Annotated in this window: 19 protein-coding genes and 1 pseudogene; 11 read left to right on the top strand and 9 right to left on the bottom strand. The window is 66.7% G+C overall.

The window, feature by feature from the left end; genetic code table 11:
* The first annotated feature begins 9 nt into the window (after positions 1-9).
* Positions 10-597 (top strand): 3-isopropylmalate dehydratase small subunit, encoded by a 588-nt coding sequence (gene leuD, locus JVX90_RS11615; protein ID WP_205328933.1) that lies wholly within the window; start codon positions 10-12, stop codon positions 595-597.
* Positions 598-782: 185 nt separating this feature from the next.
* A pseudogene (locus JVX90_RS11610) lies at positions 783-1,223 on the top strand (HU family DNA-binding protein); the annotation flags it as partial.
* Positions 1,224-1,244: 21 nt separating this feature from the next.
* Here the strand turns inward: JVX90_RS11610 and JVX90_RS11605 are convergent.
* The 3 genes from JVX90_RS11605 to cofC are packed head-to-tail and all read right to left on the bottom strand — an operon-like array spanning position 1,245 to position 5,031.
* The gene (locus tag JVX90_RS11605; protein WP_205328931.1) at positions 1,245-2,144 is read right to left on the bottom strand and encodes an NUDIX hydrolase; all 900 of its coding nucleotides are present in this window, start codon (positions 2,142-2,144) and stop codon (positions 1,245-1,247) included.
* Complete coding sequence (locus JVX90_RS11600) at positions 2,141-4,345, bottom strand: RNA degradosome polyphosphate kinase (RefSeq protein WP_240193872.1); 2,205 nt, start codon at positions 4,343-4,345, stop codon at positions 2,141-2,143. Before JVX90_RS11600 ends, JVX90_RS11605 begins: the two co-directional genes overlap by 4 nt.
* A 29-nt stretch (positions 4,346-4,374) precedes the next feature.
* Positions 4,375-5,031: a 2-phospho-L-lactate guanylyltransferase gene (gene cofC / locus JVX90_RS11595; RefSeq protein ID WP_240193871.1), complete on the bottom strand. Its 657-nt coding sequence runs from the start codon at positions 5,029-5,031 to the stop codon at positions 4,375-4,377.
* 130 nt (positions 5,032-5,161) lie between these two features.
* Here cofC and JVX90_RS11590 point away from each other — a divergent pair, with 130 nt between their 5' ends.
* Positions 5,162-6,175, top strand: a complete 1,014-nt coding sequence (locus JVX90_RS11590; RefSeq protein WP_205328928.1) for an NAD(P)H-dependent glycerol-3-phosphate dehydrogenase — start codon at positions 5,162-5,164, stop codon at positions 6,173-6,175.
* 335 nt (positions 6,176-6,510) lie between these two features.
* Here JVX90_RS11590 and JVX90_RS11585 read toward each other — a convergent pair whose 3' ends face one another.
* Positions 6,511-7,755 (bottom strand): VWA domain-containing protein, encoded by a 1,245-nt coding sequence (locus JVX90_RS11585; RefSeq protein ID WP_205328927.1) that lies wholly within the window; start codon positions 7,753-7,755, stop codon positions 6,511-6,513.
* 12 nt (positions 7,756-7,767) lie between these two features.
* Complete coding sequence (locus tag JVX90_RS11580) at positions 7,768-8,319, bottom strand: DUF3515 domain-containing protein (protein WP_205328926.1); 552 nt, start codon at positions 8,317-8,319, stop codon at positions 7,768-7,770.
* Between the two features lie 61 nt (positions 8,320-8,380).
* Here JVX90_RS11580 and thiL point away from each other — a divergent pair, with 61 nt between their 5' ends.
* From thiL to JVX90_RS11565, 3 genes are read left to right on the top strand one after another with little or no spacing between them, the layout of a single operon-like run.
* Entirely contained in the window at positions 8,381-9,361 is a 981-nt protein-coding gene (gene thiL / locus JVX90_RS11575) for a thiamine-phosphate kinase (protein WP_205328925.1), read from the top strand.
* Between the two features lie 20 nt (positions 9,362-9,381).
* On the top strand, positions 9,382-9,906 hold the full coding sequence (locus JVX90_RS11570; RefSeq protein ID WP_205328924.1) for a gamma carbonic anhydrase family protein: 525 nt from the start codon (positions 9,382-9,384) through the stop codon (positions 9,904-9,906).
* Positions 9,903-10,580 (top strand): uracil-DNA glycosylase, encoded by a 678-nt coding sequence (locus JVX90_RS11565; protein ID WP_205328923.1) that lies wholly within the window; start codon positions 9,903-9,905, stop codon positions 10,578-10,580. Before JVX90_RS11570 ends, JVX90_RS11565 begins: the two co-directional genes overlap by 4 nt.
* Positions 10,581-10,608: 28 nt before the next feature.
* Here JVX90_RS11565 and JVX90_RS11560 read toward each other — a convergent pair whose 3' ends face one another.
* Both JVX90_RS11560 and rpmB read right to left on the bottom strand, forming a co-directional pair.
* Positions 10,609-11,406 (bottom strand): enoyl-CoA hydratase-related protein, encoded by a 798-nt coding sequence (locus JVX90_RS11560; RefSeq protein WP_205328922.1) that lies wholly within the window; start codon positions 11,404-11,406, stop codon positions 10,609-10,611.
* A 111-nt stretch (positions 11,407-11,517) separates the two neighbouring features.
* Entirely contained in the window at positions 11,518-11,706 is a 189-nt protein-coding gene (gene rpmB, locus JVX90_RS11555; protein WP_205328921.1) for a 50S ribosomal protein L28, read from the bottom strand.
* A gap of 263 nt (positions 11,707-11,969) precedes the next feature.
* Between rpmB and JVX90_RS11550 the strand changes: the two genes are divergently transcribed.
* The 3 genes from JVX90_RS11550 to JVX90_RS11540 all read left to right on the top strand — a co-directional run bounded on the left by JVX90_RS11550 (position 11,970) and on the right by JVX90_RS11540 (position 16,710).
* Positions 11,970-13,613, top strand: a complete 1,644-nt coding sequence (locus tag JVX90_RS11550) for a DAK2 domain-containing protein (protein ID WP_205328920.1) — start codon at positions 11,970-11,972, stop codon at positions 13,611-13,613.
* Entirely contained in the window at positions 13,613-15,895 is a 2,283-nt protein-coding gene (gene recG, locus JVX90_RS11545) for an ATP-dependent DNA helicase RecG (protein WP_205332395.1), read from the top strand. Before JVX90_RS11550 ends, recG begins: the two co-directional genes overlap by 1 nt.
* A gap of 155 nt (positions 15,896-16,050) precedes the next feature.
* A complete protein-coding gene (locus JVX90_RS11540; protein WP_240193870.1) occupies positions 16,051-16,710 on the top strand; it encodes an HNH endonuclease family protein in 660 nt (219 codons plus the stop codon).
* Between the two features lie 3 nt (positions 16,711-16,713).
* Here JVX90_RS11540 and JVX90_RS11535 read toward each other — a convergent pair whose 3' ends face one another.
* Complete coding sequence (locus tag JVX90_RS11535; protein WP_205328918.1) at positions 16,714-17,946, bottom strand: amidohydrolase family protein; 1,233 nt, start codon at positions 17,944-17,946, stop codon at positions 16,714-16,716.
* A 34-nt stretch (positions 17,947-17,980) separates the two neighbouring features.
* Complete coding sequence (locus JVX90_RS11530) at positions 17,981-19,375, bottom strand: MFS transporter (RefSeq protein WP_205328917.1); 1,395 nt, start codon at positions 19,373-19,375, stop codon at positions 17,981-17,983.
* Positions 19,376-19,447: 72 nt separating this feature from the next.
* Between JVX90_RS11530 and JVX90_RS11525 the strand changes: the two genes are divergently transcribed.
* Together JVX90_RS11525 and JVX90_RS11520 are read left to right on the top strand one after the other, a co-directional pair.
* Positions 19,448-19,744 carry a hypothetical protein gene (locus JVX90_RS11525; protein WP_205328916.1) on the top strand — a complete coding sequence of 99 codons (297 nt, stop codon included), beginning with the start codon at positions 19,448-19,450 and terminating at the stop codon, positions 19,742-19,744.
* Positions 19,745-19,787: 43 nt separating this feature from the next.
* Entirely contained in the window at positions 19,788-20,630 is an 843-nt protein-coding gene (locus JVX90_RS11520) for a MurR/RpiR family transcriptional regulator (protein ID WP_240193869.1), read from the top strand.
* Positions 20,631-20,644: the final 14 nt, after the last annotated feature.

Raw genomic sequence — 20,644 nt, 5'->3', positions numbered from 1 at the left:
GGAACTGACATGGAAGCGTTCATCACCCACACCGGCGTCGGCGTCCCGCTGCAGCGCAGCAACGTCGACACCGACCAGATCATCCCGGCGGTCTACCTCAAGCGGGTCACCCGCACCGGCTTCGAAGACGGACTGTTCGCCGGCTGGCGTGCCGACCCGGGCTTCATTCTGAACAATGAACCATGGTCGAACGGGTCGGTGCTCGTCGCCGGGCCGGACTTCGGTACCGGATCGTCCCGCGAGCACGCGGTCTGGGCGCTCATGGACTTCGGATTCCGCGTTGTGATCTCGTCACGCTTCGCCGACATCTTCCGCGGCAACTCCGGTAAGGCCGGCCTCGTCGCCGCGCAGGCGGAGCAGTCGGATGTCGAACTGCTGTGGAAGCGACTCGACGCCGAACCCGGTCTGGAGATCACCGTCAGCCTCGAGGACATGACTGCCGCCGCGGGCGACCTCGTCGTCCCGATCCAGGTGGACGACTACACCCGTTGGCGCCTGATGGAGGGACTCGACGACATCGGTCTGACTCTGCGTCAGACCGACGCGATCGACGCGTACGAGGCGCAACGCCCGTCGTTCAAACCGGTCACCCTGTAGTAGCCGAACTCCTGCTGAACACCCGCCTCGACGTCCGTCAACACGTCGCGGCGGGTGTTCTGCTGTGAACAGAGCAAACGAAATTTCCCGAAGTCGCTGTGACGCAACAGATGACCTCCTACGGTGTGACGTAGCTAATACCAACGGGCTGACACGACCGGTCGGCGTGATCCGCGGAGGCTTGGATGAACAAGGCAGAACTCGTCGAGGAACTCACCAAGCGCCTCGACGCCGATCGAAAGACCGCGACAGCCGCTGTCGAGCAGCTGATCGACACCATCGTGCGCGCAGTCCACAAGGGCGAGAGCGTCACGATCACCGGCTTCGGCGTCTTCGAGAAGCGCGCCCGCGCGGCGCGAGTCGCACGTAATCCTCGAACCGGGGAGACGGTCAGGGTCGAGGCGACGCAAGTCCCGTCGTTCCGGCCGGGCGCGCAGTTCAAAGCGATCGTCGCAGGCGAACAGCCCATCACCGACGACCAGCCTGCAGTGAAACGTGCCGCCCCCGAAGCCGAGCCGAAGTCGCCCGCCAAGAGAGCCGCGGTGAAGAAGACTGCTGCCAAGAAGGCTCCGGCGAAGAAGGCCGCCGCTAAGAAGACACCCGCGAAGAAGGCCGCAGCGAAGAAGAACTGACGACGGCGCCCGAGCTCAGGCGATCGGGCTCGGAATGTGGTCGAGGGACACGAGAGTGTCGCCGCGCAGCGTCAGAATCCATACGCTTCCCTTGCGGTTGCGTGACGCCGGGACCTCCACCCCGTCCTGCTCGGCCCACCGCTGCAGGACCGGCGGGATCACACCGCCCTGACTGCACACCGCGTGCACCGCACCGCCGTGAGACGCGATCTTGCGCAGTCGGCCGAATGCGGCGTCCGGATCCGCGGTGTAGGCCTCCTCCGACAGCAACGGCTCGCTCACGATGTCGGTGCGCAACGCATCGGCCAGCGGCTCGAACGTCTGGATGCAGCGCAATCGGTCGGCGGCGTGGAGGCGATGCGCACCGAACAACCCCAACAGGTCGACCAGGGCCGCCGCCTGACGGCGTCCTTCCGGTTCGAGTGGACGCTGCCGGTCGTCGCCGTTGAACTCCGACCGCTTGCCGGCCTTGGCATGTCGGACCAACACGAACGTCCGAAGGCCGACGACGTCCTGCGACGCGAACTCATGCAGCACCCGACGATCCGCTGAGTAACTGACGAGGGCCGTCGCCTGCTCGACGCCGACCCAGCGAAGCTCGTCGCACTCTTGGTTCGGCACGAACTCGCCACCGGTCGCCGCGACCGCCCAGTAACCGACCTTCTTCTGGGCACCGGAGTGCAGACGGTACTCGACTGTGCACAGTCGGCGACCCATGCGGATCTCGTAGCCCGTCTCCTCGACGATCTCGCGAGCCGCGGTCGTCACCAAGAGCTCACCAGACTCGGCCTTGCCTTTCGGCAGAGACCAGTCGTCGTACCGGGGGCGATGCACGATCGCCACTTCGACACCTACTTCGGCGTGCCGCCAGAGAACACCTCCGGCGGCCCAGACGACTCTCCGCGGAGAACTCATCCCGCTGAGTTCTGCTCCATGTGGTGACGCGTGCGCTGGGCCATCCGACGCTGATGGTCGCGGACTTCCTCGCCTGCGGCGGGGAGCGCCTCCCATGCGCCTTCGGCGCGGAGTTCCCAACAGCGTGTGCGCGGGTCCATCGCCGAGTCGAAGATGTCTTGCAGATCGGCCACCAGACGCTGGTCGCGCACCTGCACCATCACTTCAACACGCCGGTCGAGGTTGCGGTGCATCATGTCGGCGCTGCCGATCCAATACTCGTCCTGTGCACCGAAGTGCAGGATTCGTGAGTGCTCCAGGAATTGGCCGAGCACGGAGCGAACGACGATGTTGTCGCTGATCCCCGGCACACCCGGCTTGAGAGCGCATATGCCGCGAACCATGACGTCGACTGGCACACCTGCCTGCGACGCGCGGTACAGCGCATCGATGACCTTTTCGTCGACGAGCGCGTTCGCCTTGAGCTGCACCCGCGCGCGGGTGTCGCCCGCCTGCAGCGCGGCGATCTCGCCGTGGATCCGCTCGACGATGCCTTTGCGGATGCCCGCAGGCGCCACCAGCAGGTTGCGGTAGTCCTGCTTGCGTGAGTACCCGGTCAACGTGTTGAACAGGTCGGTGAGGTCCGCTCCGACCTCTGGCGCGGCGGTGAACAGGCCTACGTCTTCGTAGAGGCGCGCCGTCTTTGGATTGTAGTTGCCGGTTCCGATGTGGCAGTAGCGACGCAGAGTCGAGCCCTCACGGCGTACGACGAGGCAGGTCTTGCAGTGCGTCTTCAATCCGACGAGACCGTAGACCACGTGGACACCCGCCTGCTCAAGTTTGCGGGCCCACTTGATGTTGGCCTGCTCGTCGAAGCGCGCCTTGAGCTCGACGAGCGCAACAACCTGCTTGCCTGCGGCGGCGGCGTCGATCAAGGCGTTCACGATCGGGGAGTCGCCCGACGTGCGGTACAGAGTCTGCTTGATGGCCAGTACCTGCGGGTCGGCGGCGGCCTGCTCGATGAAGCGCTGAACGCTCGTCGAGAACGAGTCGTACGGGTGGTGCACCAGGACGTCGCCGTCACGCAGCGTGGAGAAGATGCTCTTCGGCGTCTCCCGCTCACCGAACGCCGGATGCGTCTTCGGGACGAACGGACGCTCCTTCAGGTTCGGGCGGTCGATGCCGTAGATCTGCCAGAGACACGTCAGGTCGAGCAGGCCGGGCAGCGTCATGACGTCGGCCGGGTCCACATCGAGTTCGCGCAAGAGCATCTCGAGCATGTGCTCGCTCATGTCCTCGCCCACCTCGAGGCGGACGGGCGACCCGAACCGTCGGCGTGCGAGCTCTCGTTCGAGTGCCTGCAACAGGTCCTCGTCACGGTCTTCGTCGACCTCGAAGTCGGCGTTGCGGGTGACGCGGAAGACGTGATGGTCGACGATCTGCATACCGGGGAACAGCTCGGAGAGGTTCGCCGAGATCAGCTTCTCGAGGGGGAGGAACAGCGCGGGCGCCGGTGCGGTCTCGTCGGTGGCGCTGGTCAGCGGATCGACCCGGATGAAGCGGCTCACATTGTCGGGGACCTTGACACGAGCGAAATGCTCGCTCCCCTCGGAACCCTCCCGGACGCTGACTGCCAGGTTGAGGCTCAGGCCCGAGATGTACGGGAACGGGTGCGCGGGGTCGACGGCGAGAGGCGTCAGGACGGGGAACAGTTCGTTGTGGAAGTGTTCGTGGAGTCGCTTGTGCTGCGCTTCGCTGAGATCGGCCCACTCGACGATGCGGATGTTCTCCGCGGTCAGGGCGGGGATCACCGAGTTCAAGAACACACCCGCGTGCCGAGCGGCGATCTTCTGTGCGCGCGCAGCGATCATCTGCAGCTGCTCGCGCGGCGAACGGCCGTCCGCGGAGCGGACCGAGAGACCGGTCTCGTCGCGACGCTTGAGTCCCGCGACACGCACCATGAAGAACTCGTCGAGGTTCGACGCGAAGATCGCGAGGAACTTGGCCCGCTCCAGAAGCGGCATCGACACGTCCTCGGCCAGCGCCAGGACACGCGAATTGAAGTCGAGCCAGCTGAGTTCCCGGTTCAGGTAGCGGTTCTCCGGTAGATCCGCGTCCAGGTCGGGGATCACCGTTTCGGCGGGAAGGGCGGCAGGAAGGTCGTCGGCGAGTGACTTCTCGTCGATGTCGTCGGCAGGGCTCACCGGTTCATTGTGCAGCATGTGTTCGCAGGTTGTCCTGCTGACGGGCATCAGCCCAGCAGCAACTCCGAAGTGGCGGCGCCGAGACCGATGGCCCTAGCGACGGCGAGGTCCTCGGGGGTGTCGATGTCTGTGCGCAGATCCGGCCAGCGTGTGCGGCCGGGATCCAGTTCCACCGCCGCCGCGGTCCGATGAGCCGCAGCCGAATCGACGCCGAAAAGAGGTCGGAACGACGGTCCGGCGACGAGCAGAGCGGTTCCGGTGCCGGCCCGATCGGAGACGAATGCAGCGGGAGCGTGGACCAGCTCGTCCGACGCCTCGTCGAGAGCTTCCTGCAGCGACTCCGGCCGCATCGCGGGGAGATCGGCCTGAAGGTACGCGATCGGTCCGTCGAACTCGGAGGCGCCGTGTGCGAGCGCCGCGTTCAACGCGGTCCAGCCTTCGAGTCTGGCGGTCGGCTCGTCGACGGTGACCGCGCCGAAATCGGAAGCGATCGTGTGGACGCGGGCGTCCGGGCTCACCACGACGACCCGCCGCGGGCGCGCGGCGGTGACAGCGCTCAACGTATCGGTCAACATCGCGATCACCAAGGCCGGGCGGTCGTCGTGCGCGGGTGGGAGCGGTCGGAGGCGGCTCTTCGCGTCGCCGAGAGCCTTGACCGCGAGTACAACGGTGCTTTCGCGTGCTGCAGAAGGTCGAACTCCCATGCCGACCATGGTGCTCCATCCGCGTGCTGCTTCAACGGCCTGCCCCCGGCCGGTGCGGTTTCGCCGAAGCCGGCCGGTGCATGGCACTAGTCTGGACGCACTTGCGTCGAGGATCGGATGAGGAGTTCGTGTGCGTGCTGTGGTGATGGGTTCCGGATCGTGGGGAACAGCGGTGGCGAAGGTACTCGCGGACGCGGGAAACGACGTGGTCATGTGGGCGCGCCGACCCGAGCTCGCCGAGCAGATCACGACCGGACATGAGAACGGCGACTACCTTCCGGGGATCACCCTGCCCGACAATCTGACCGCAGTCAGCTCGCCTGCGGAGGCCCTCGTCGGTCGCGAACTGGTCGTGTGCGCCGTTCCGTCCCAGTCGTTGCGCGACAATCTCGCTCAGTGGCTCGATTACATCTCGCCCGACGCGATCCTGCTGTCGTTGGCGAAGGGCGTCGAAGTCAGTTCGGGCAAGCGCATGAGCGAGGTGATAGCGGAGGTCAGCGGTTTCCCTGCGCGTCAGATCGCGGTGCTGTCGGGCCCGAATCTGGCGAAAGAAGTCGCGCTGGAACAGCCCGCAGCGACAGTGATCGCCTGTGTGGACGAGTCTCAGGCGCAGCGTGTGCAGGCGGCGTTCGGCACCGGCTACTTCCGCCCCTACACGAACACCGACGTCGTCGGGTGTGAGATCGGGGGAGCGGCGAAGAACGTCATCGCCCTCGCGTGCGGCATCGCGGCGGGCATGGGCTACGGCCAGAACACGATCGCGACGATCATCACCCGCGGCCTCGCCGAGACCATCCGACTCGGCGCGGCCCTCGGAGCGGACATCACCACGCTCGCCGGACTGGCCGGCATCGGCGACCTCGTGGCGACCTGCTCATCGCCACTGTCGCGCAACCGCACCTTCGGGGCGCGCCTCGGCGAGGGCGCGACGCTCGACGAGGCGCAGGCGGCCACCAACGGCCAAGTGGCCGAGGGCGTCAAGTCATGCCGATCGGTCCGCGCCCTCGGGCAGCAGCACGGTGTCGACATGCCCCTCACCGAAGCCGTGTACGCCGTCTGCAACGAGGGCATGACCGTTCAGGAGATGGCCGTCGCGCTCCTCGGTCGCAGCCCCAAACCCGAGGTGTACGGCGGTCACGCCTGACGCCGTCGCACGTCATTCCCGCTTACCGTTTTGCTTCCCGCTCACGGATAATCCGTGAGCGGGAAGCAATGCTCAGTGCGTAATTCAGCGTGCGGCCCGGACCTCAATCAGCACCATCGGCTGCGCCTGCAACCTCCGCCGCCGCGGTGAGGCACGGTGGTGCGTTTCCGGGCGGCCTCGGCGGTGCGAAGGGATTCTGGAACGGATTGGTCACGTGCGTCTCATAGGTTCGCGGATGGAACGGGCGTTCCCCACGATTCGCGGGAACGCCGAGAAGAGACTAGGCGGACCGGCGGGGCGTCGATCGAATGGACGACCGTTGCTCGGGGCCCGAGTCAGTCGATGATTCCGGCAGCTCCCGCGGCGCGCAGCCAGTCGGGGAACTCGCCGAGCAGGCGGTCGTATAGGTCGGCATCGCTGATGCGGTCGAGGTCGTCGATCTGGAAGAACCCGGCGTTGTCCACGACGCGTCCAGCGAGAGTGTCCAGTTCCGTCAGGACACCGAAGTTGTTCTTCCCGAGCCCGATGAACTGCCAGAACACCGGTCGGGTGGCCGCGCCGCCGATGAGGTTCCGGATGAGCGGAATCTTCGAATAGAAGCCGCCGTCGGTGAAGAAGAGGACCAACACGGGCTGGCGGTCGGGCAGATCGTCGAGGATCCCCTGCATGATCGGCAGTTCCTCGTTGACCGCGCCGATCCGCTTGTAGTCGATCGGCGTGGTGATCGGTGCGCCGTGGGTGCCGCTGAGGTGGACGAACGTGTCGATCCACAGATCGGCCGTCGCGACGGTCACGTTCGGCAGCTTCACATACGACTTCGCGTACAGGTAGGCCTCGAGGTCACCGTCGCTGTCGAGCTGCGTCGCCACCGGAACCATGCGCTCGACCGCACGGCGAACCGTGCCTCGCCGATACAGCGACGACATCGAGCCCGTCTTGTCGATCACCATGATCACGCGGGCGGTCGCGCCCGCCGCGCCCTTGGTGAGCAGCACCTTGTGCACGGCCTCCTTGCGGAGGTTCAGCGTCTGCCGCTTCTCGAGGGACAGCGTCTCCTCGCCCTTGACCATGCGAATCGTCGGTGCGGGCGCGGGCTCTTCGTCGACAGTCACTCCGAGTTCACGGACGAGTGCTGCGAAACCGGCGGTCCACCCCGCGGATTCGCTGCGGACCTTCCACGCGCCTCCGCGCCGGTAGACCTCGACGAGGATCGCGGCCTGCTCAGTGGTCAGTCCCTCGGCGGGGGCGGTCACAACCGCCCCGTCGTCGCTCCGGATCGTGGTGGTCAACTCGGTGGACGACAACGCGGTGTCCGCGGCGACGGCGATAGCGATGCGGGAGACATCGGCGGGAACCGACGGCAGATGAACCGACAGCCGCGTCGGCCCGTCGAGCGTGACGGCGCCTTCGGGCGATCGGGGCTGATTGAAGAACACGAAGTCGGTGTCGGACCGGACCTTGCGATTCGCGTCGAGCTGGAAGGCGAGGATGTCCACGGACGCGCCGCTGACATCGATCGTCAGGCGGGTCGCGCCGGACGAGAGGGAGGCGTTCTGTCCGCGGGTGAGCGACTGGGGCATACCGAAGGTTCCCTACTTGCCGAAGTCGAGGGGAGCACGGGTGAGGGTTCGCGCGATCAGGTTCGACACGTCCGTCAGCGGTGCGTTTCCTGCGCCCACGGGAATCCACATCGCGATGTACGGACGGTGGTCGACGCACACGTACACCTGCCCACGATCTTCGATCGTGTCGGTCATGAACCACTGGACGGGATCGATCACCTGGAGCGAACTCGTCGGAGCCAGCTCGGCCGGGCGGGTCACGCCGCAGCGCAGCACGATCGGCTCGGAGTCGGTCTGGGTCCATCGGACCGTGGTGCCGTCGACCGACTTGTCGGTGAAGTCGCCGAGCGTGTCGGGTAGCGCTTTGACGAACGCCGGGCACTGATCAGCGCCTTCGCCCTGAGCGAGGGAATAGCTCTCAACCGGGATCGGATCAGTGTCCGGACGGTTGGAGGACTTGACGGCGGCGAATGTGATGAACAGCGCGATCACCGCGACGGGTACGGCGACCAGCGTCGCGATCAACGCCGGGCTCAGTCGTGCGTCCTCGCGGCCGGTCTCGTCGTCAGGGGTAGTCGCCATGAGTCAAGGGTAGGTCCCCGACGAAGTGGGTCCGGTGGTCGGGACCCGTAGGATTCAGGCCGTGACGACTGTCGGCGAGATCGGGGAGCGTGAACTGATCGCGCGGTTCACCGAGGCGGCGGTCGGACGGAGCTCAGGAACGCTGCCGGGCGACGTGGTGATCGGCTCCGGCGACGACGCCGCGGTCTTCGTCTCCCATGGGCCCGTGGTGGTGAGTACCGACACCGCCGTCGTGGGCAGACACTTCCGGTTCGACTGGTCCACCCCGGAACAGATCGGCGCCCGCGCAGTGGTGCAGAGCGCAGCCGACATCGCGGCCATGGGCGGACGACTGACTGGAGTGACGGTGTCCATCGCGTGTCCACCGGAGACCGTTGTCGAGCGTCTCCTCGCGCTCAACGCCGGCATCGTCGAGCAGACCCACGCCTACGGTGCTCGAGTCCTCGGCGGTGATCTCGTCTCGTCGCCGACCGTTGTCATCACGGTCACCTCGATCGGCGTCCTCGACGACGTCGCACCGACGACGCTGTCCGGAGCGCGTCCCGGCGACGTCCTCGCAGTGAGCGGCCCGCTCGGGGGAGCGGCGGGTGGGCTCGCCGTGCTGTCGGCAGTGGAACACGGCGCCGAACCGGCCCTCGTCGACACGCACGCCGAAGCGGTGTCGGCCTACCGCCTGCCCCAACCGGACCTGGCGGCTGGACCCGCGGCGGCGAAGGCCGGGGCGACGGCGATGACCGACGTCTCCGACGGCCTCGTCGAGGAACTCGTCACCGTGTCGGCGTCGTCGGGTGTACGCCTCGACGTCGATTCCGAACGAGTTCCGCGGGCCGCATGGCTCGACGATGTCAGCGGGGCGCTCGGGGTCGACCCGGTCCGATGGGCGCTCGGCGGCGGCGAGGACCACGTTCTGCTCGCCGCGTTCCCCGCCGACGTCCCAGCAGGATGGACCGTCATCGGACGAGTCTCCGACGGCGATGGAGCCCACATCGACGGCGACGTGGTCGGGGCAGTTCGTGGTTGGCAGTCGTTCACCGAGAACTGATCAGATGCTTAGATCGACCCATGGCTGTGTACGCACTCGGCGATCGTGAGCCGACCCTCGGAAAAGACGTCTTCATCCACCCCGACGCGACCGTGATCGGCGCCGTCACGCTCGGCGACGGCGTGTCGGTATGGCCGGGCGCCGTGCTGCGCGGCGACTACGGGACCATCACCGTCGGCGCACGCACCAACATTCAGGACGGCACGGTCATCCACTGCACGTTCGTCGACGCCACCGTGATCGGTGCGGGCTGCGTCGTCGGGCACAATGCCCACATCGAGGGCGCGGACATCGGCGACAACTGTCTGATCGCGTCGGGATCAGTTGTCCTCAACGGTTCGACGATCGGTGCGGGCAGTGTTGTCGGCGCCGGCGCGGTGGTGCCCTACGGATTCACCATGCCGGAGCGCTCGATGGCCCTCGGTGTGCCCGCGAAGATTCGCGAGGGGCACGTCGTCCCGGAGGGACACGTCGAGGGAAACACTGAACTCTACTTCCAGAACGCGCAGTTCTACCGCGCCAACCTGCGGAGGATCGACGGATGACCCGCACACCGCTGATCGAACTGCTCGATCCGGGATGGGCGCGGGCGCTGGCCCCAGTCGAGGAGCAGATCGCCGCGATGGGCGACTTCCTTCGGGCCGAGAACGCGGAAGGTCGGCGCTACCTGCCCGCAGGCAAGAACGTGCTCCGCGCCTTCACACAGCCGTTCGACGACGTCCGTGTTCTCATCGTCGGGCAGGACCCGTATCCGACTCCGGGCCACGCTGTCGGGCTCAGCTTCTCCGTTGCGCCGGACGTCCGTCCGATCCCGCGGTCGCTGCAGAACATCTACACCGAGTACTGCGACGACCTGGGTTATCCGCAGCCGTCGAACGGCGATCTCACCCCGTGGTCGCAGGCGGGTGTTCTCCTGCTGAACAGGGTGCTGACCGTCGCCCCCGGCGACGCCGGTTCGCACCGCAGGAAGGGGTGGGAGGTCGTCACCGAGTGCGCGATCAAGGCACTCGCCTCTCGTGACGAGCCGCTCGTCGCAATCCTGTGGGGCAACGATGCACGGAATCTCGCCGAATGGCTTCCCGACGTCCCGACAATCGAGTCGGTGCACCCGTCGCCGCTGTCGGCTTCACGCGGGTTCTTCGGCTCGAAACCGTTCAGTCGGGCGAACGAGGAACTCCTCGACCTCGGCGCGGAGCCCGTCGACTGGCGTCTTCCGTGAGGCCGGCCGCGTAAGACTGTGGCGGCGGTTAGCGGGCGCCGCGGAAGTCGGGCGCTCGTTTCGCGAGAAAGGCGTCGACGCCTTCGACACCCTCGCCGGTGGTCGACAGAGACGAGATCGAGGCCGCCTCGGCGTCCATCTGATCGGTGAGTGTGCGCGACGCGGACGCGTGCACCAGGTCACGGATGGCGGCGAACGAGCCACGAGGTCCCGCAGCGAGCTTCGCCGCAGTCGCGTGGGCGGTGTCGGCCACGGCGTCGTCTTCGACGACGTCGGCGAGGATGCCGAGGTCGAGTGCACGCGCGGCGTCGATGATCTGGTCGGTCATGATGATGTGCCGTGCGCGTGCCGCACCGACAGTGCGGGGGAGGGCCCACGACATGCCGCCGTCTGGGGACAGACCGATGCCGGGGTAGGCGGGGCGGAGTCGGGTGCGTGTCCCGCCGACAGCGACGTCGGCGTGGAGCACCAGACTCATTCCCGCCCCTGCGGCCCAGCCGCTCACCGCCGCCACGACAGGCAGGCGGGTCTCGTAGAGCACCTTGATGAAGCGGTGCAGGTCGTCCGCGAGGCCCCGGAGGTACTCCGCGCGATCGTCGGCCTCCGCGAACTTCGCGACGTTGCCACCCGCGCAGAAGTTCTTGCCCGCGCCGGTCAAGAGAATCGCGCCTGCGTCACGCACTCCGCGTGTCACGTCGAGAAGGGCGTCGGTGCCCGCGAGGACGAGGTCATGGTCGAGTGCGGTGCCGTTGTCGGCAGTCGAGATCGGCAATGTCAGAACGCCATCGGCGTCGAGGGTGATCATCTCAGAGGAGGGGGAGGTCATCACCGGAGTCTACGATGCCTGTCGGACACCTCTGCTCGAGGGAGCCCAGACGACAGAATCGCCGCCCGGCGAACCGGACGGCGATCAGGTCTAGCGTGAAGGCGCTGCGACTCAGGCAGTGACCTTGCCGGCCTTCAGGCATGAGGTGCACACGTTCTTGCGCACCTTGTTGCCCGAGGCTCCGGCGACACGGATCGACTGGATGTTCGGGTTCCAGCGACGGTTGGTGCGGCGGTGCGAGTGCGAAACCGACTTGCCGAAGCCGGGGCTCTTGGCGCAAACGTCACAAACGGCAGCCATGGCGAACTCCCTTGGTAGAAACAATGGTCGTGGTATTCGGCCCGTCGGGTGCAGTGGGCACAGGAGTCCACGCGGTCGACAGGCAACCCGACAACAATAACCGCATCGGGAGGCCATGGCCAAATCGGGCCGTCGTCGGATTGCCTTCCGGCGCGCGATCGAGAGCGCTGTCGGAGGTCGACGGTAACGTCAGACACAACTCACGTCGGCCATGGGCGCCGGTGGCGGACATGTCGGGTGTGCGAGAGAGTGCGGGTGGACGAATGACGAAGAGTGGGAACGCGGTCAATCCGCAGCTGATCCGAGACTGGGCGCACGCGTGTGCGGACGGTCTCGCCGCCTTGCGGGGCGAGATCAACGACCTCAACGTGTTCCCGATTCCGGATTCGGACACCGGTAGCAACATGGCGAACACGATGGCAGGCGCCGTCGCGGCGCTTGACGAGGTCCCGGCCGACGCCGACCTGTCGACGGTCACCAGGGTGCTCGCCGACGGATGTGTCGCGAATGCACGAGGCAACTCGGGCGTGATACTCGCCCAGCTCTTCGTCGGGCTCGCGGATGCGGCCGACTTGGGGATCGCCGAGGACGACATCGGCTTCAACAAACTGTGCACCAACGGACTGCGGCTGGCGTCGCTCTCGGCCCGTCGTGCGGTGAGCGAACCGCGTGAGGGCACGGTCCTCACTCTCCTCAAGGTCGCGGCGGCCACCGCGTCGGCACATGTGAGTGACGCGCCCGCAGACCTCGTACGTGCCGTCGCCGAAGACTCGGCGGAAGCGCTCGACCGCACGACCGAACAGATGCCGGAGCTCGCGAATGCAGGCGTCGTGGACGCAGGCGCCCGGGGTTTCCTGGTGATCGCCGACGCGATGGTCGCAGTGGTGACGGGAGTTGCGAACAAGCGACGGGCCTACCGCGGTTCCACAGCCGGGCCGGGTGGTCTCGTCGACCACGCCTGCTCCGCAGACGGCGACACTGCTTTTGAGGTGATGTACCTGTTGGAGGGCGCCGACGCGAAGCAGATCGCAGGCCTGCGTGACCGGCTCGGTGAGTTGGGCGACTCGATTGTCATCGTCGGCGACAGTTCCGACGTCGCGGAGCGGTTCTCGGTGCACGTGCACACCGACGAGCCCGGTGCGGCCGTCGAGGCGGGTTTGGCGCTCGGCGAGATACGCGACATCCGGATCAGCTGTTTCGTCCTCGACGCATTGAACGCGACACCGGGTGCGAACGAGCCTCCGCCCCGTTTCCGGCGCGCGGTTGTTGCACTGGTGAGCGGAGACGGGGCGGAGGAGTTGTTCGCGGCCGCCGGAGCGTCGGTGGTCCGCGCAGACAATGGCGTGCACGCGGCGACGCTCGCCGAAGCGATTCGGTCCACAGACAGCGCTCACGTCGTGGTGATGGGCAACGGGATGATGTCGTCGCAAGACCTGGTGACCGTCGGTGCCGAAGCGCGGTCCACCCAGCGTTCGGTGGTGTTCCTTCCGACGTTGTCTATGGTGCAGTGCCTCTCGGCGCTGGCCGTGCACGATCCGGGTGAGGAACCCGACGTGGACGCCTTCGCGATGGCCGAGGCCGCGGCCGGGACTCGGTGGGGATCGTTGATGATCTCGTCCGGGAAGCTGACCACACTCGCCGGGACATGCGAGGTCGGCGACACGCTCGGGCTCATCGGGTCGGATGTCCTCGTGATCGGCAAGCAGCCCGCTGACGCCGCCACCGCACTACTCGACCTGATGCTCGCGACCGGTGGTGAGATGGTCAGCGTACTGGCAGGTGGAGGCCTCGACGGCACGACGCTCGATGCGATCAACGAGCACGTGCGCAAGCACTACAGCGGCATTGAGCTAGAGGTGCATCAGACGGGGCAGACCTCCAATCTTCTGCAGGTAGGCGTCGAATGATGCTGACCCACACCTCGCTGCTCTCCGAGACGACGCTTGACGCGAAGCTCGTCGGCAAGCTCGAAGGTCTGGAACTGACGACTGTCGGAGAACTGCTGCGGTACGTGCCGCGGCGATACATACGGCAGGGGCAGGTCTCGACCACCGAACTGCCCGAGCCCGACGAGTGGATCACCGTGATCGGTCGCGTCGAACGCGCGCAGATGATCACGATGAAGAGGCGGTACGGCAAGTTCCTGAAGATCGTCGTCGACGACGGGAACCGTCGGTACGAGGCGAGCTTCTTCAACGCCCGGTACATCCAGCGTGTGCTGCGAGCGGGAGTTCGCGTCGCGCTCGCAGGCAAGGTCAAGTACTTCAACAACCAGATCCAGCTGTCGCACCCGGACTGGCTCGTGCTGCCCGACGACGGAGTCGACGTCCGCGGGACCGGGATGATGGAGGAACTGCTCGACGCCGGCCGACCGTCGGACACCGACTCGGACTCGACCGACGACGCTGAGATCTCCACGGGGACCGCAGACGACGTGGAGAGCTTCGGCCGTTCGATCATTCCGATGTACCCGGCCACACGTGAGATCCAGACATGGGAGATCTGGCGAGCGGTCCGCCAGGTACTCGCCGACACGGTGCCGTCGGCCGACCCGCTCTCCGAGCAGCAACGCACTGAGCGTGGGCTCATCACCAGCGACGAAGCCCTCCGTCATGTTCATCTCCCGGAGACGATGGAGTCCATCGAAGCGGCGCGTGAACGCCTCAAGTTCGACGAGGCACTGGCAGTTCAGACCGCTCTCGCCCAGAAGCGCGCCGATCTCGGCGCGGAACGTTCGATGGCGGCCGTCCACGTGCCCGGTGGTCTCGAAGACCAGTTGTTGGCGCGGCTGCCGTTCGAGTTGACCGACGGACAGAAGACCGTGCTCGGGGAGATCGGCGACGACCTCGCCGTGGAGCATCCGATGAACCGTCTCCTGCAGGGCGAAGTCGGCTCCGGCAAGACCCTCGTGTCCCTGCTCGCCATGCTGCGGGTGGTCGATTCGGGTCATCAGTGCGCGATCCTCGCGCCGACGGAAGTCCTCGCCGCCCAGCACTACCGGACGGTCATGACGATGCTCGGCGACCTCGCGCGGGGTGGGGAACTCGGTGCGGCCGACGGCGCGACCCGCGTCGGTCTGCTGACCGGATCGTTGAACACCGCGGCCAAGCGTCGAACCCTGCTCGACGCCGTCACCGGCGACGCGGGCATCGTCATCGGCACTCACGCACTGCTGGAGGAGAACGTCGAGTTCTTCGACCTCGGTCTCGTGGTCGTCGACGAACAGCACCGCTTCGGAGTTGAGCAGCGCGACATCCTGCGCTCGAAGGGCAGGGACGACAAGCGTCCGCACTTCCTGGTGATGACCGCGACGCCGATCCCGCGAACCGTCGCCATGACCACGTTCGGCGACCTTGAGACCTCGGTGATGACGGAGCTTCCACGAGGCAGGCAGCCGATCACCACGAGCGTCGTTCCGATGACAAACGCCAAATGGGTCGACCGCGCGTGGGCCCGGGCGGGCGAAGAGATCGACGCAGGCCGGCAGGTGTACGTGGTGTGCACCCGGATCGGCGACGAGGAGTCGAAGCCGAAGAAGAAATCGTCTAAATCCGGTGAGTCGGCGGAGAAGGAGGACGACACCGTCTCGGTGCTTGAGCAGGCCGAGATGCTTGAGACGCGGTGGCTTCCGGGGAGGCGGATAGGCGTCCTGCACGGCCGGATGCACGCCGACGACAAGAACGACGTGATGGACGCCTTCACGCGCGGCGAGATCGACGTCTTGGTCGCGACCACGGTGATCGAAGTGGGCGTCGACGTCCCCAACGCGACCATGATGGCGATCGTCAACGCCGAACGGTTCGGCGTCAGCCAACTGCACCAGCTCCGCGGACGAGTCGGGCGTGGCGGGCATGCCGGGTTGTGCTTGCTGATGACGGCGGCTCACGAGGTGTCGCAGTCGATGGAGCGTCTGCGGGCCGTTGAGAAGTCGAACGACGGATTTGAACTCGCGCTCGTCGACCTGCGGCAACGCCGAGAAGGTGATGTCCTCGGCTCACTGCAGTCCGGCGGCAAATCGTCGCTCAGCTTCCTCTCGCTGATCGACGACGTGGAGGTGATCGCGGATGCTCGCGCGCTGTCGGAGGCGATCGTCGCCGCCGACCGTGCGTTGGCTGACCACCCGGCCCTCGCCGACCTCGTAGACGCTGTGCTTCTCCCATCCCGCGCGCAGTATCTGGAGAAGTCCTGACGGTTTCTGCGCGTGTCGGGGAACCGCCGCGGGGTCTTGTGCGTCTGACCTTGTGAGGGGCGGATCTCGGCGGGGGAGGCACGATGCGATGGGCGGATCGACATGTTCGTCGACGCTCGGGCCGGGTCCGCCTCTCTACTCGGCAGTGGATCGGGTTGACGGCGTTCGCTCTGACGTCGGTGAGTGTGGCGGTGGGAGTCGGTCCTGTTCAGGAGCGGCAGCCGGTGCCCGCGGCTCAGGTCGCGGGTGCCCGGAAGGCATTCGCGGGTCTGGTCGTGATCGTCGCAAGGCCGCCCCACGACGTCGGATACCAGCGGGAGGCGTTCGGCACGTCGTGGACTGACGACTCCGATGCTCCGGGATCTCAGAACGGATGCGACACCCGCAACGACATCCTCGCCCGGGACGTCGTGGTGTCCGGCACGGCCACGACGACCTCCTGCCCGACGGCGGTCGCGGCGGGGGTGCTGACAAGCCCGTACACCGGGCGGCCGGTGGTGTTCGAGCGCGGCAGGACGTCGAGCGCGGTGCAGATCGACCACATCGTCCCGCTGGCGTACGCGTGGGACATGGGCGCGGCGCAGTGGCAGCCGGAACGCCGGACGGCTTTCGCCAACGACCCGTCGAACCTCGTCGCGGTCGACGGCGGCAGCAACCAGCGGAAGTCCGACGCCGAACCGGGCCGCTGGATGCCGCCGCTTCGCTCATTCCACTGCCAGTACGCCGTCCAGTTCGTTCTGGTCCTCGCGAAGTACCGCCTGCCCGTCGACGCACCGTCGCGGGACGTGCTCTCCCGGGCACTCGACTCGTGTTGAGTCTCAGACTCGTGCGACGTCGGTGACGTCGCCTCGATGGATGACGTGCTTGAGACTCTTGGTCGGGGTGGTCAGGACTGTGATGTCGGAGACGGGGTCGCCGTCGAGCACCAGGAGGTCGGCCATTGCACCCGGCGTGAGAGTCCCGATCTGACCCTCCATGTTCAGGAGTCGAGCCGCGGTACTCGTGGCCGATCGGATGACGTCGATAGTGGGTTGGACTCGTGCACGGATCAGGAACTCGTCGAGTTGCCGGACCTGCAGACCGCCGAGCAGATCGCTTCCGTACACGATGTTCACGCCTGCGCGGTGCGCGCGATCGAGGGCGTCGACGGCACCGTCGAGGACCTGCCCAAGCTTCGCCAACGAGACCGCATTCAGTCCAGATGCAGCGCCGGCCTGGTACATCGCCTCGTAAGTGATGATCGTCGGGACGAGGAACGTGTCGTTCTCCACCATCAACCGGATCGTCTCCTCATCGATGAGATTTCCGTGCTCCACGCAGCGGACGCCCGCGCGGAGGGCCTGATTCACCGCACGCGGGTGGTACGCGTGCACGGTGACGTAGCGGTTGTGGTTCTCGGCTTCGACCACGGCGGCGCGGATCTCGTCCTCGGTGTACTGGACCGCTGAGATCTCATCGGTTGGAGAGGCCACTCCTCCGGAGACCATCAGCTTGAGGTGATGGGCGCCCTTGCGGAACTCGTCCCGCGCGGCGGTGCGTACGGCATCGACGCCGTCTGCGATTCGGGAGAAGCCGGAGTCCGACTGGCAGCACAGCTGTGAGTCGTCGCCTCTCTGCCTCAAGTCGCCGTGACCTCCCGTCTGCGAGATCGCACGACCGCCGAAGATGAGGCGAGGGCCGGTGAACAGCTCTTCGTCGAGTGCGCGGGCCATCCCGTAGTCGGCGCCGCCGACGTCCCTGACCGTCGTGAATCCTCGTCGGAGCATGGCGCCGGCCTCGGTGAGTGCGCGGACCGTCGCGTACCCGGGCGTCCAATCGCCGACCTCGTTTCGGTCGATCGAATTCAGCAGGATGTGGACGTGTGCATCGACGAGCCCGGGCATCACGGTGCCCCCGCCGGCGTCGATCACCCGGACGTCGTCCGGGAGAGCTGCCGGAGCACCGGTGCCGACGTCGGCGATCCGGCCGTCCGCGATGTCGAGCCATCTTCCTCCGAGCTGCTCGCCGGTGAGCGGTTCCAGGGTCGTGGCGTTGATGATGCGAGTGCGCATGAATGTCTTCTTTCGAGACGTCGATCGGGTGGTGTCAGGCGGCGTCGGCAAGGGAACGGCCGGCGGTCTTCGGGCCGAAAGCCACGACGACGGCGATCCCGATCGCGAGCAGCCCGACGAGGAACAGGAAGATCGCTGAGAAGCTCATGCCTGCGCTGCCCAGGTATCCGATGGTGATCGGCGCGAGAATCGCGCCTGCGCGACCGACCGCCGACGCCGCGCCCATGCCCGTCGTGCGCACGACCGTGGGATACAGCTCGGAGGTGTACGTGTAGTAGACGGCGGCGGCGCCGTTCACGAACGCGGCCAGCAACGACGCTCCGATCAGCAGCATCGGACCGTTGGTCGAGATCGCGATGATCAGCGCGGACACGGTTGCGCCGCCCGCGTAGGCGGCGATGAGCCACTTGCGCTCCATGCGGTCGATGAGCTGGCTCGCGATGTAGTAGCCCGGAACCTGGGCGATCGCAGTGACGAGGGCGAACAGGAACGACGCGGTGATGGTGAATCCCTTCTCCGTGACCAGGAGCGTGGGCAGCCACGTGGTGAATCCGTAGTTCACGCCGGTCAGCACGAACCACAGCGTCCAGATCACCAGAGTCACCCGCAGCATGGGACGTCTCAGGAGCAGCGTGAGTCGATCGAACGAAGACAGTGCGTCCGCCTGTGTCGACGCGGCGGCCGACTGCGTCTGGCTGGGCGTGACGGACGTGGACGGGTCGATCTCGCAGTCGCGTTCGAATCGCTCGACGACGGCGGACGCCTCCTCGGTCCGCCCCTGCGCGACGAGGTATCGCGGAGATTCGGGCATGTCGCGGCGCCACCAGAGAAGCAACAGCACGGGAAGCGCGCAGATGACGGCGGCGATCCGCCAACCAGTCTCCGGATGCGGTGAGATCACCAGTGGTGCGATGACTCCCGCCAGGATGTAGCCGAGCGACAGGAAGCCGACGGTGCGGGCGACGAACTTGCCGCGGACCTTCGCCGGAAGGAACTCGGCGACGTACGGCGCGATCAGTGCGGTCTCGGCGCCGATGCCGACTCCGGCGAGAACCCGCCAGACGAACAGTTCCCACACCGAGCTGGACGTGCCCATGAGCAGGCTGCACGCGCAGAACACCAGGAGTGAGGTGAGCATCAGGCGTCGACGCCCGAACTTGTCGGCGAGCACGCCGGCGATCAGTGCGCCGACCAGGTATCCGAAGAAGATCGACGACAGCAGCCATCCCGCGGTGCCTTTGGGTATCTGCCAGATCACGATCAAGGCTGAGAGTGCGTAGCCCATCAGCGCTCCGTCGAACGAGTCGAAGGTGTAGCCGAGGCCACCCATGACCATCAGTTTGCGGTGGGGTCGTCCCGGTTTCAGCCTGTCCAGCCGGGCGAGCAGATCGGGGTCGGCGTGGGCCGTCGCGGGGTGTGACTGGTGCATCGTCTCTCCTCAGATGTGAGCCAATGCATGCAAACAGTAGATGCATTCGCTTCGATATGCAATGGTTGTTGCATGAGTCGAGTGAGTGTGTTGACGCTGCAAGTCCCAGTCGATCGGGTCGACGCCGTGGTGGGCTACTACCGCGACGCACGGGTCATGGAGGTGTCGGGCGCGGAATCGGCCCAGCTCGTGGTCGATGACGCGGTACCGGGGAAGATCGTGTGCTTCGCGCTCTGGACCGACGACGACGGATATGCTCGGTGGCAGCGGGACCCGCGGCGGGCATCGATGTCGCAGGGCATCGCCGACGCGGCGGGAGGACGGATCGAGGCGGTCGTCGGCGATCTGCGCGTCGTCCATTCCTGCTGAGGAATCACACGAGACACGGCTGCGAGCCGCAAGGAGGAGTCGGGTGTCGGTCGAGGCGTGGCTCCGTGACCAGACCGTCGACGTCACGCTCGGCGCACAGGCCGACCGGGTGATTCAGACTCTCGCACGGTCACCGCAGATGGCGTCGTATTCGTCGGCTCGCGAGGTCGCTGAACGCGCGGGGGTCAACGTGTCCACCGTGGTGCGCACCGCACAACAGATCGGCTTCGACGGGTGGCCTGATCTGCGGACCTCCCTTCGCGCCGCCTACCTCGCGTCGTCCTCGGCCGGCGAGCGACCGGCGCCGACGACCCGCGATGCGGCTGCGCTGATGCTGCACCAGGACGCGGCGAATCTCGCTGCAGTCGCGACGCCGGAGAACGTCGCGGCCCTGCGGTCGGCGGCCCGGGCGATCGGCAGTGCACGACGGACGGTCGTGATCGCGACCGGCAGCGGCGCGGGGCCGGCTCAGATCCTCGCGTACCTCGCGTCGTTCGGAGGACATGACGTCCAGGCTGCGACCGGCCCGCCGACCACCCAGGCGGTACAGATCGCGCAGCTCGGTCCTGGTGACTGCGTCGTGGTCATCAACGTCTGGCGTCTGACTCGGGCGATCCGCGGGCTGACCCGGATCGCCCGCGAACAGGGCGCCACGGTGGTCGTGCTCACTGATCTGCACTCGTCGCCGCTGAACGCCGACGCGGATCACACCGTGATCACCCCGATCGAGGGAGTCGGCGCATCGCCGTCGCTCACGGCGATGGTCGCCGTGGTTCACGCGATCCTCGCCGAGCTCACCGAATTGGCTGATCCGGCGCACCGGGGAGTGGTGGGCGCCATCGAGCAGGCGTGGAACGCGCTCGACCTCATGGACGATCAGGCCTGAATCCCGACGCCCGC

Source organism: Gordonia sp. PDNC005, from assembly GCF_016919385.1.
Taxonomy (GTDB): Bacteria; Actinomycetota; Actinomycetes; order Mycobacteriales; family Mycobacteriaceae; genus Gordonia.
The sequence above is the reverse complement of the archived record's forward strand: the minus strand, read 5'-3'. Positions and strand labels throughout refer to the sequence as shown.

Excerpts from the sequence above, each read along its gene's own strand:
- cofC (WP_240193871.1), bottom strand. The coding sequence starts at position 5,031 with ATGGGAGTTCGACCTTCTGCAGCACGCGAAAGCACCGTTGTACTCGCG.
- JVX90_RS11525 (WP_205328916.1), top strand. The coding sequence starts at position 19,448 with ATGAGTCGAGTGAGTGTGTTGACGCTGCAAGTCCCAGTCGATCGGGTC.
- recG (WP_205332395.1), top strand. The coding sequence starts at position 13,613 with ATGCTGACCCACACCTCGCTGCTCTCCGAGACGACGCTTGACGCGAAG.
- JVX90_RS11570 (WP_205328924.1), top strand. The coding sequence starts at position 9,382 with ATGGCTGTGTACGCACTCGGCGATCGTGAGCCGACCCTCGGAAAAGAC.
- JVX90_RS11560 (WP_205328922.1), bottom strand. The coding sequence starts at position 11,406 with ATGACCTCCCCCTCCTCTGAGATGATCACCCTCGACGCCGATGGCGTT.
- JVX90_RS11585 (WP_205328927.1), bottom strand. The coding sequence starts at position 7,755 with ATGCCCCAGTCGCTCACCCGCGGACAGAACGCCTCCCTCTCGTCCGGC.
- JVX90_RS11600 (WP_240193872.1), bottom strand. The coding sequence starts at position 4,345 with ATGCTGCACAATGAACCGGTGAGCCCTGCCGACGACATCGACGAGAAG.
- JVX90_RS11530 (WP_205328917.1), bottom strand. The coding sequence starts at position 19,375 with ATGCACCAGTCACACCCCGCGACGGCCCACGCCGACCCCGATCTGCTC.
- rpmB (WP_205328921.1), bottom strand. The coding sequence starts at position 11,706 with ATGGCTGCCGTTTGTGACGTTTGCGCCAAGAGCCCCGGCTTCGGCAAG.
- JVX90_RS11565 (WP_205328923.1), top strand. The coding sequence starts at position 9,903 with ATGACCCGCACACCGCTGATCGAACTGCTCGATCCGGGATGGGCGCGG.
- JVX90_RS11580 (WP_205328926.1), bottom strand. The coding sequence starts at position 8,319 with ATGGCGACTACCCCTGACGACGAGACCGGCCGCGAGGACGCACGACTG.
- JVX90_RS11535 (WP_205328918.1), bottom strand. The coding sequence starts at position 17,946 with ATGCGCACTCGCATCATCAACGCCACGACCCTGGAACCGCTCACCGGC.
- leuD (WP_205328933.1), top strand. The coding sequence starts at position 10 with ATGGAAGCGTTCATCACCCACACCGGCGTCGGCGTCCCGCTGCAGCGC.
- JVX90_RS11605 (WP_205328931.1), bottom strand. The coding sequence starts at position 2,144 with ATGAGTTCTCCGCGGAGAGTCGTCTGGGCCGCCGGAGGTGTTCTCTGG.
- JVX90_RS11550 (WP_205328920.1), top strand. The coding sequence starts at position 11,970 with ATGACGAAGAGTGGGAACGCGGTCAATCCGCAGCTGATCCGAGACTGG.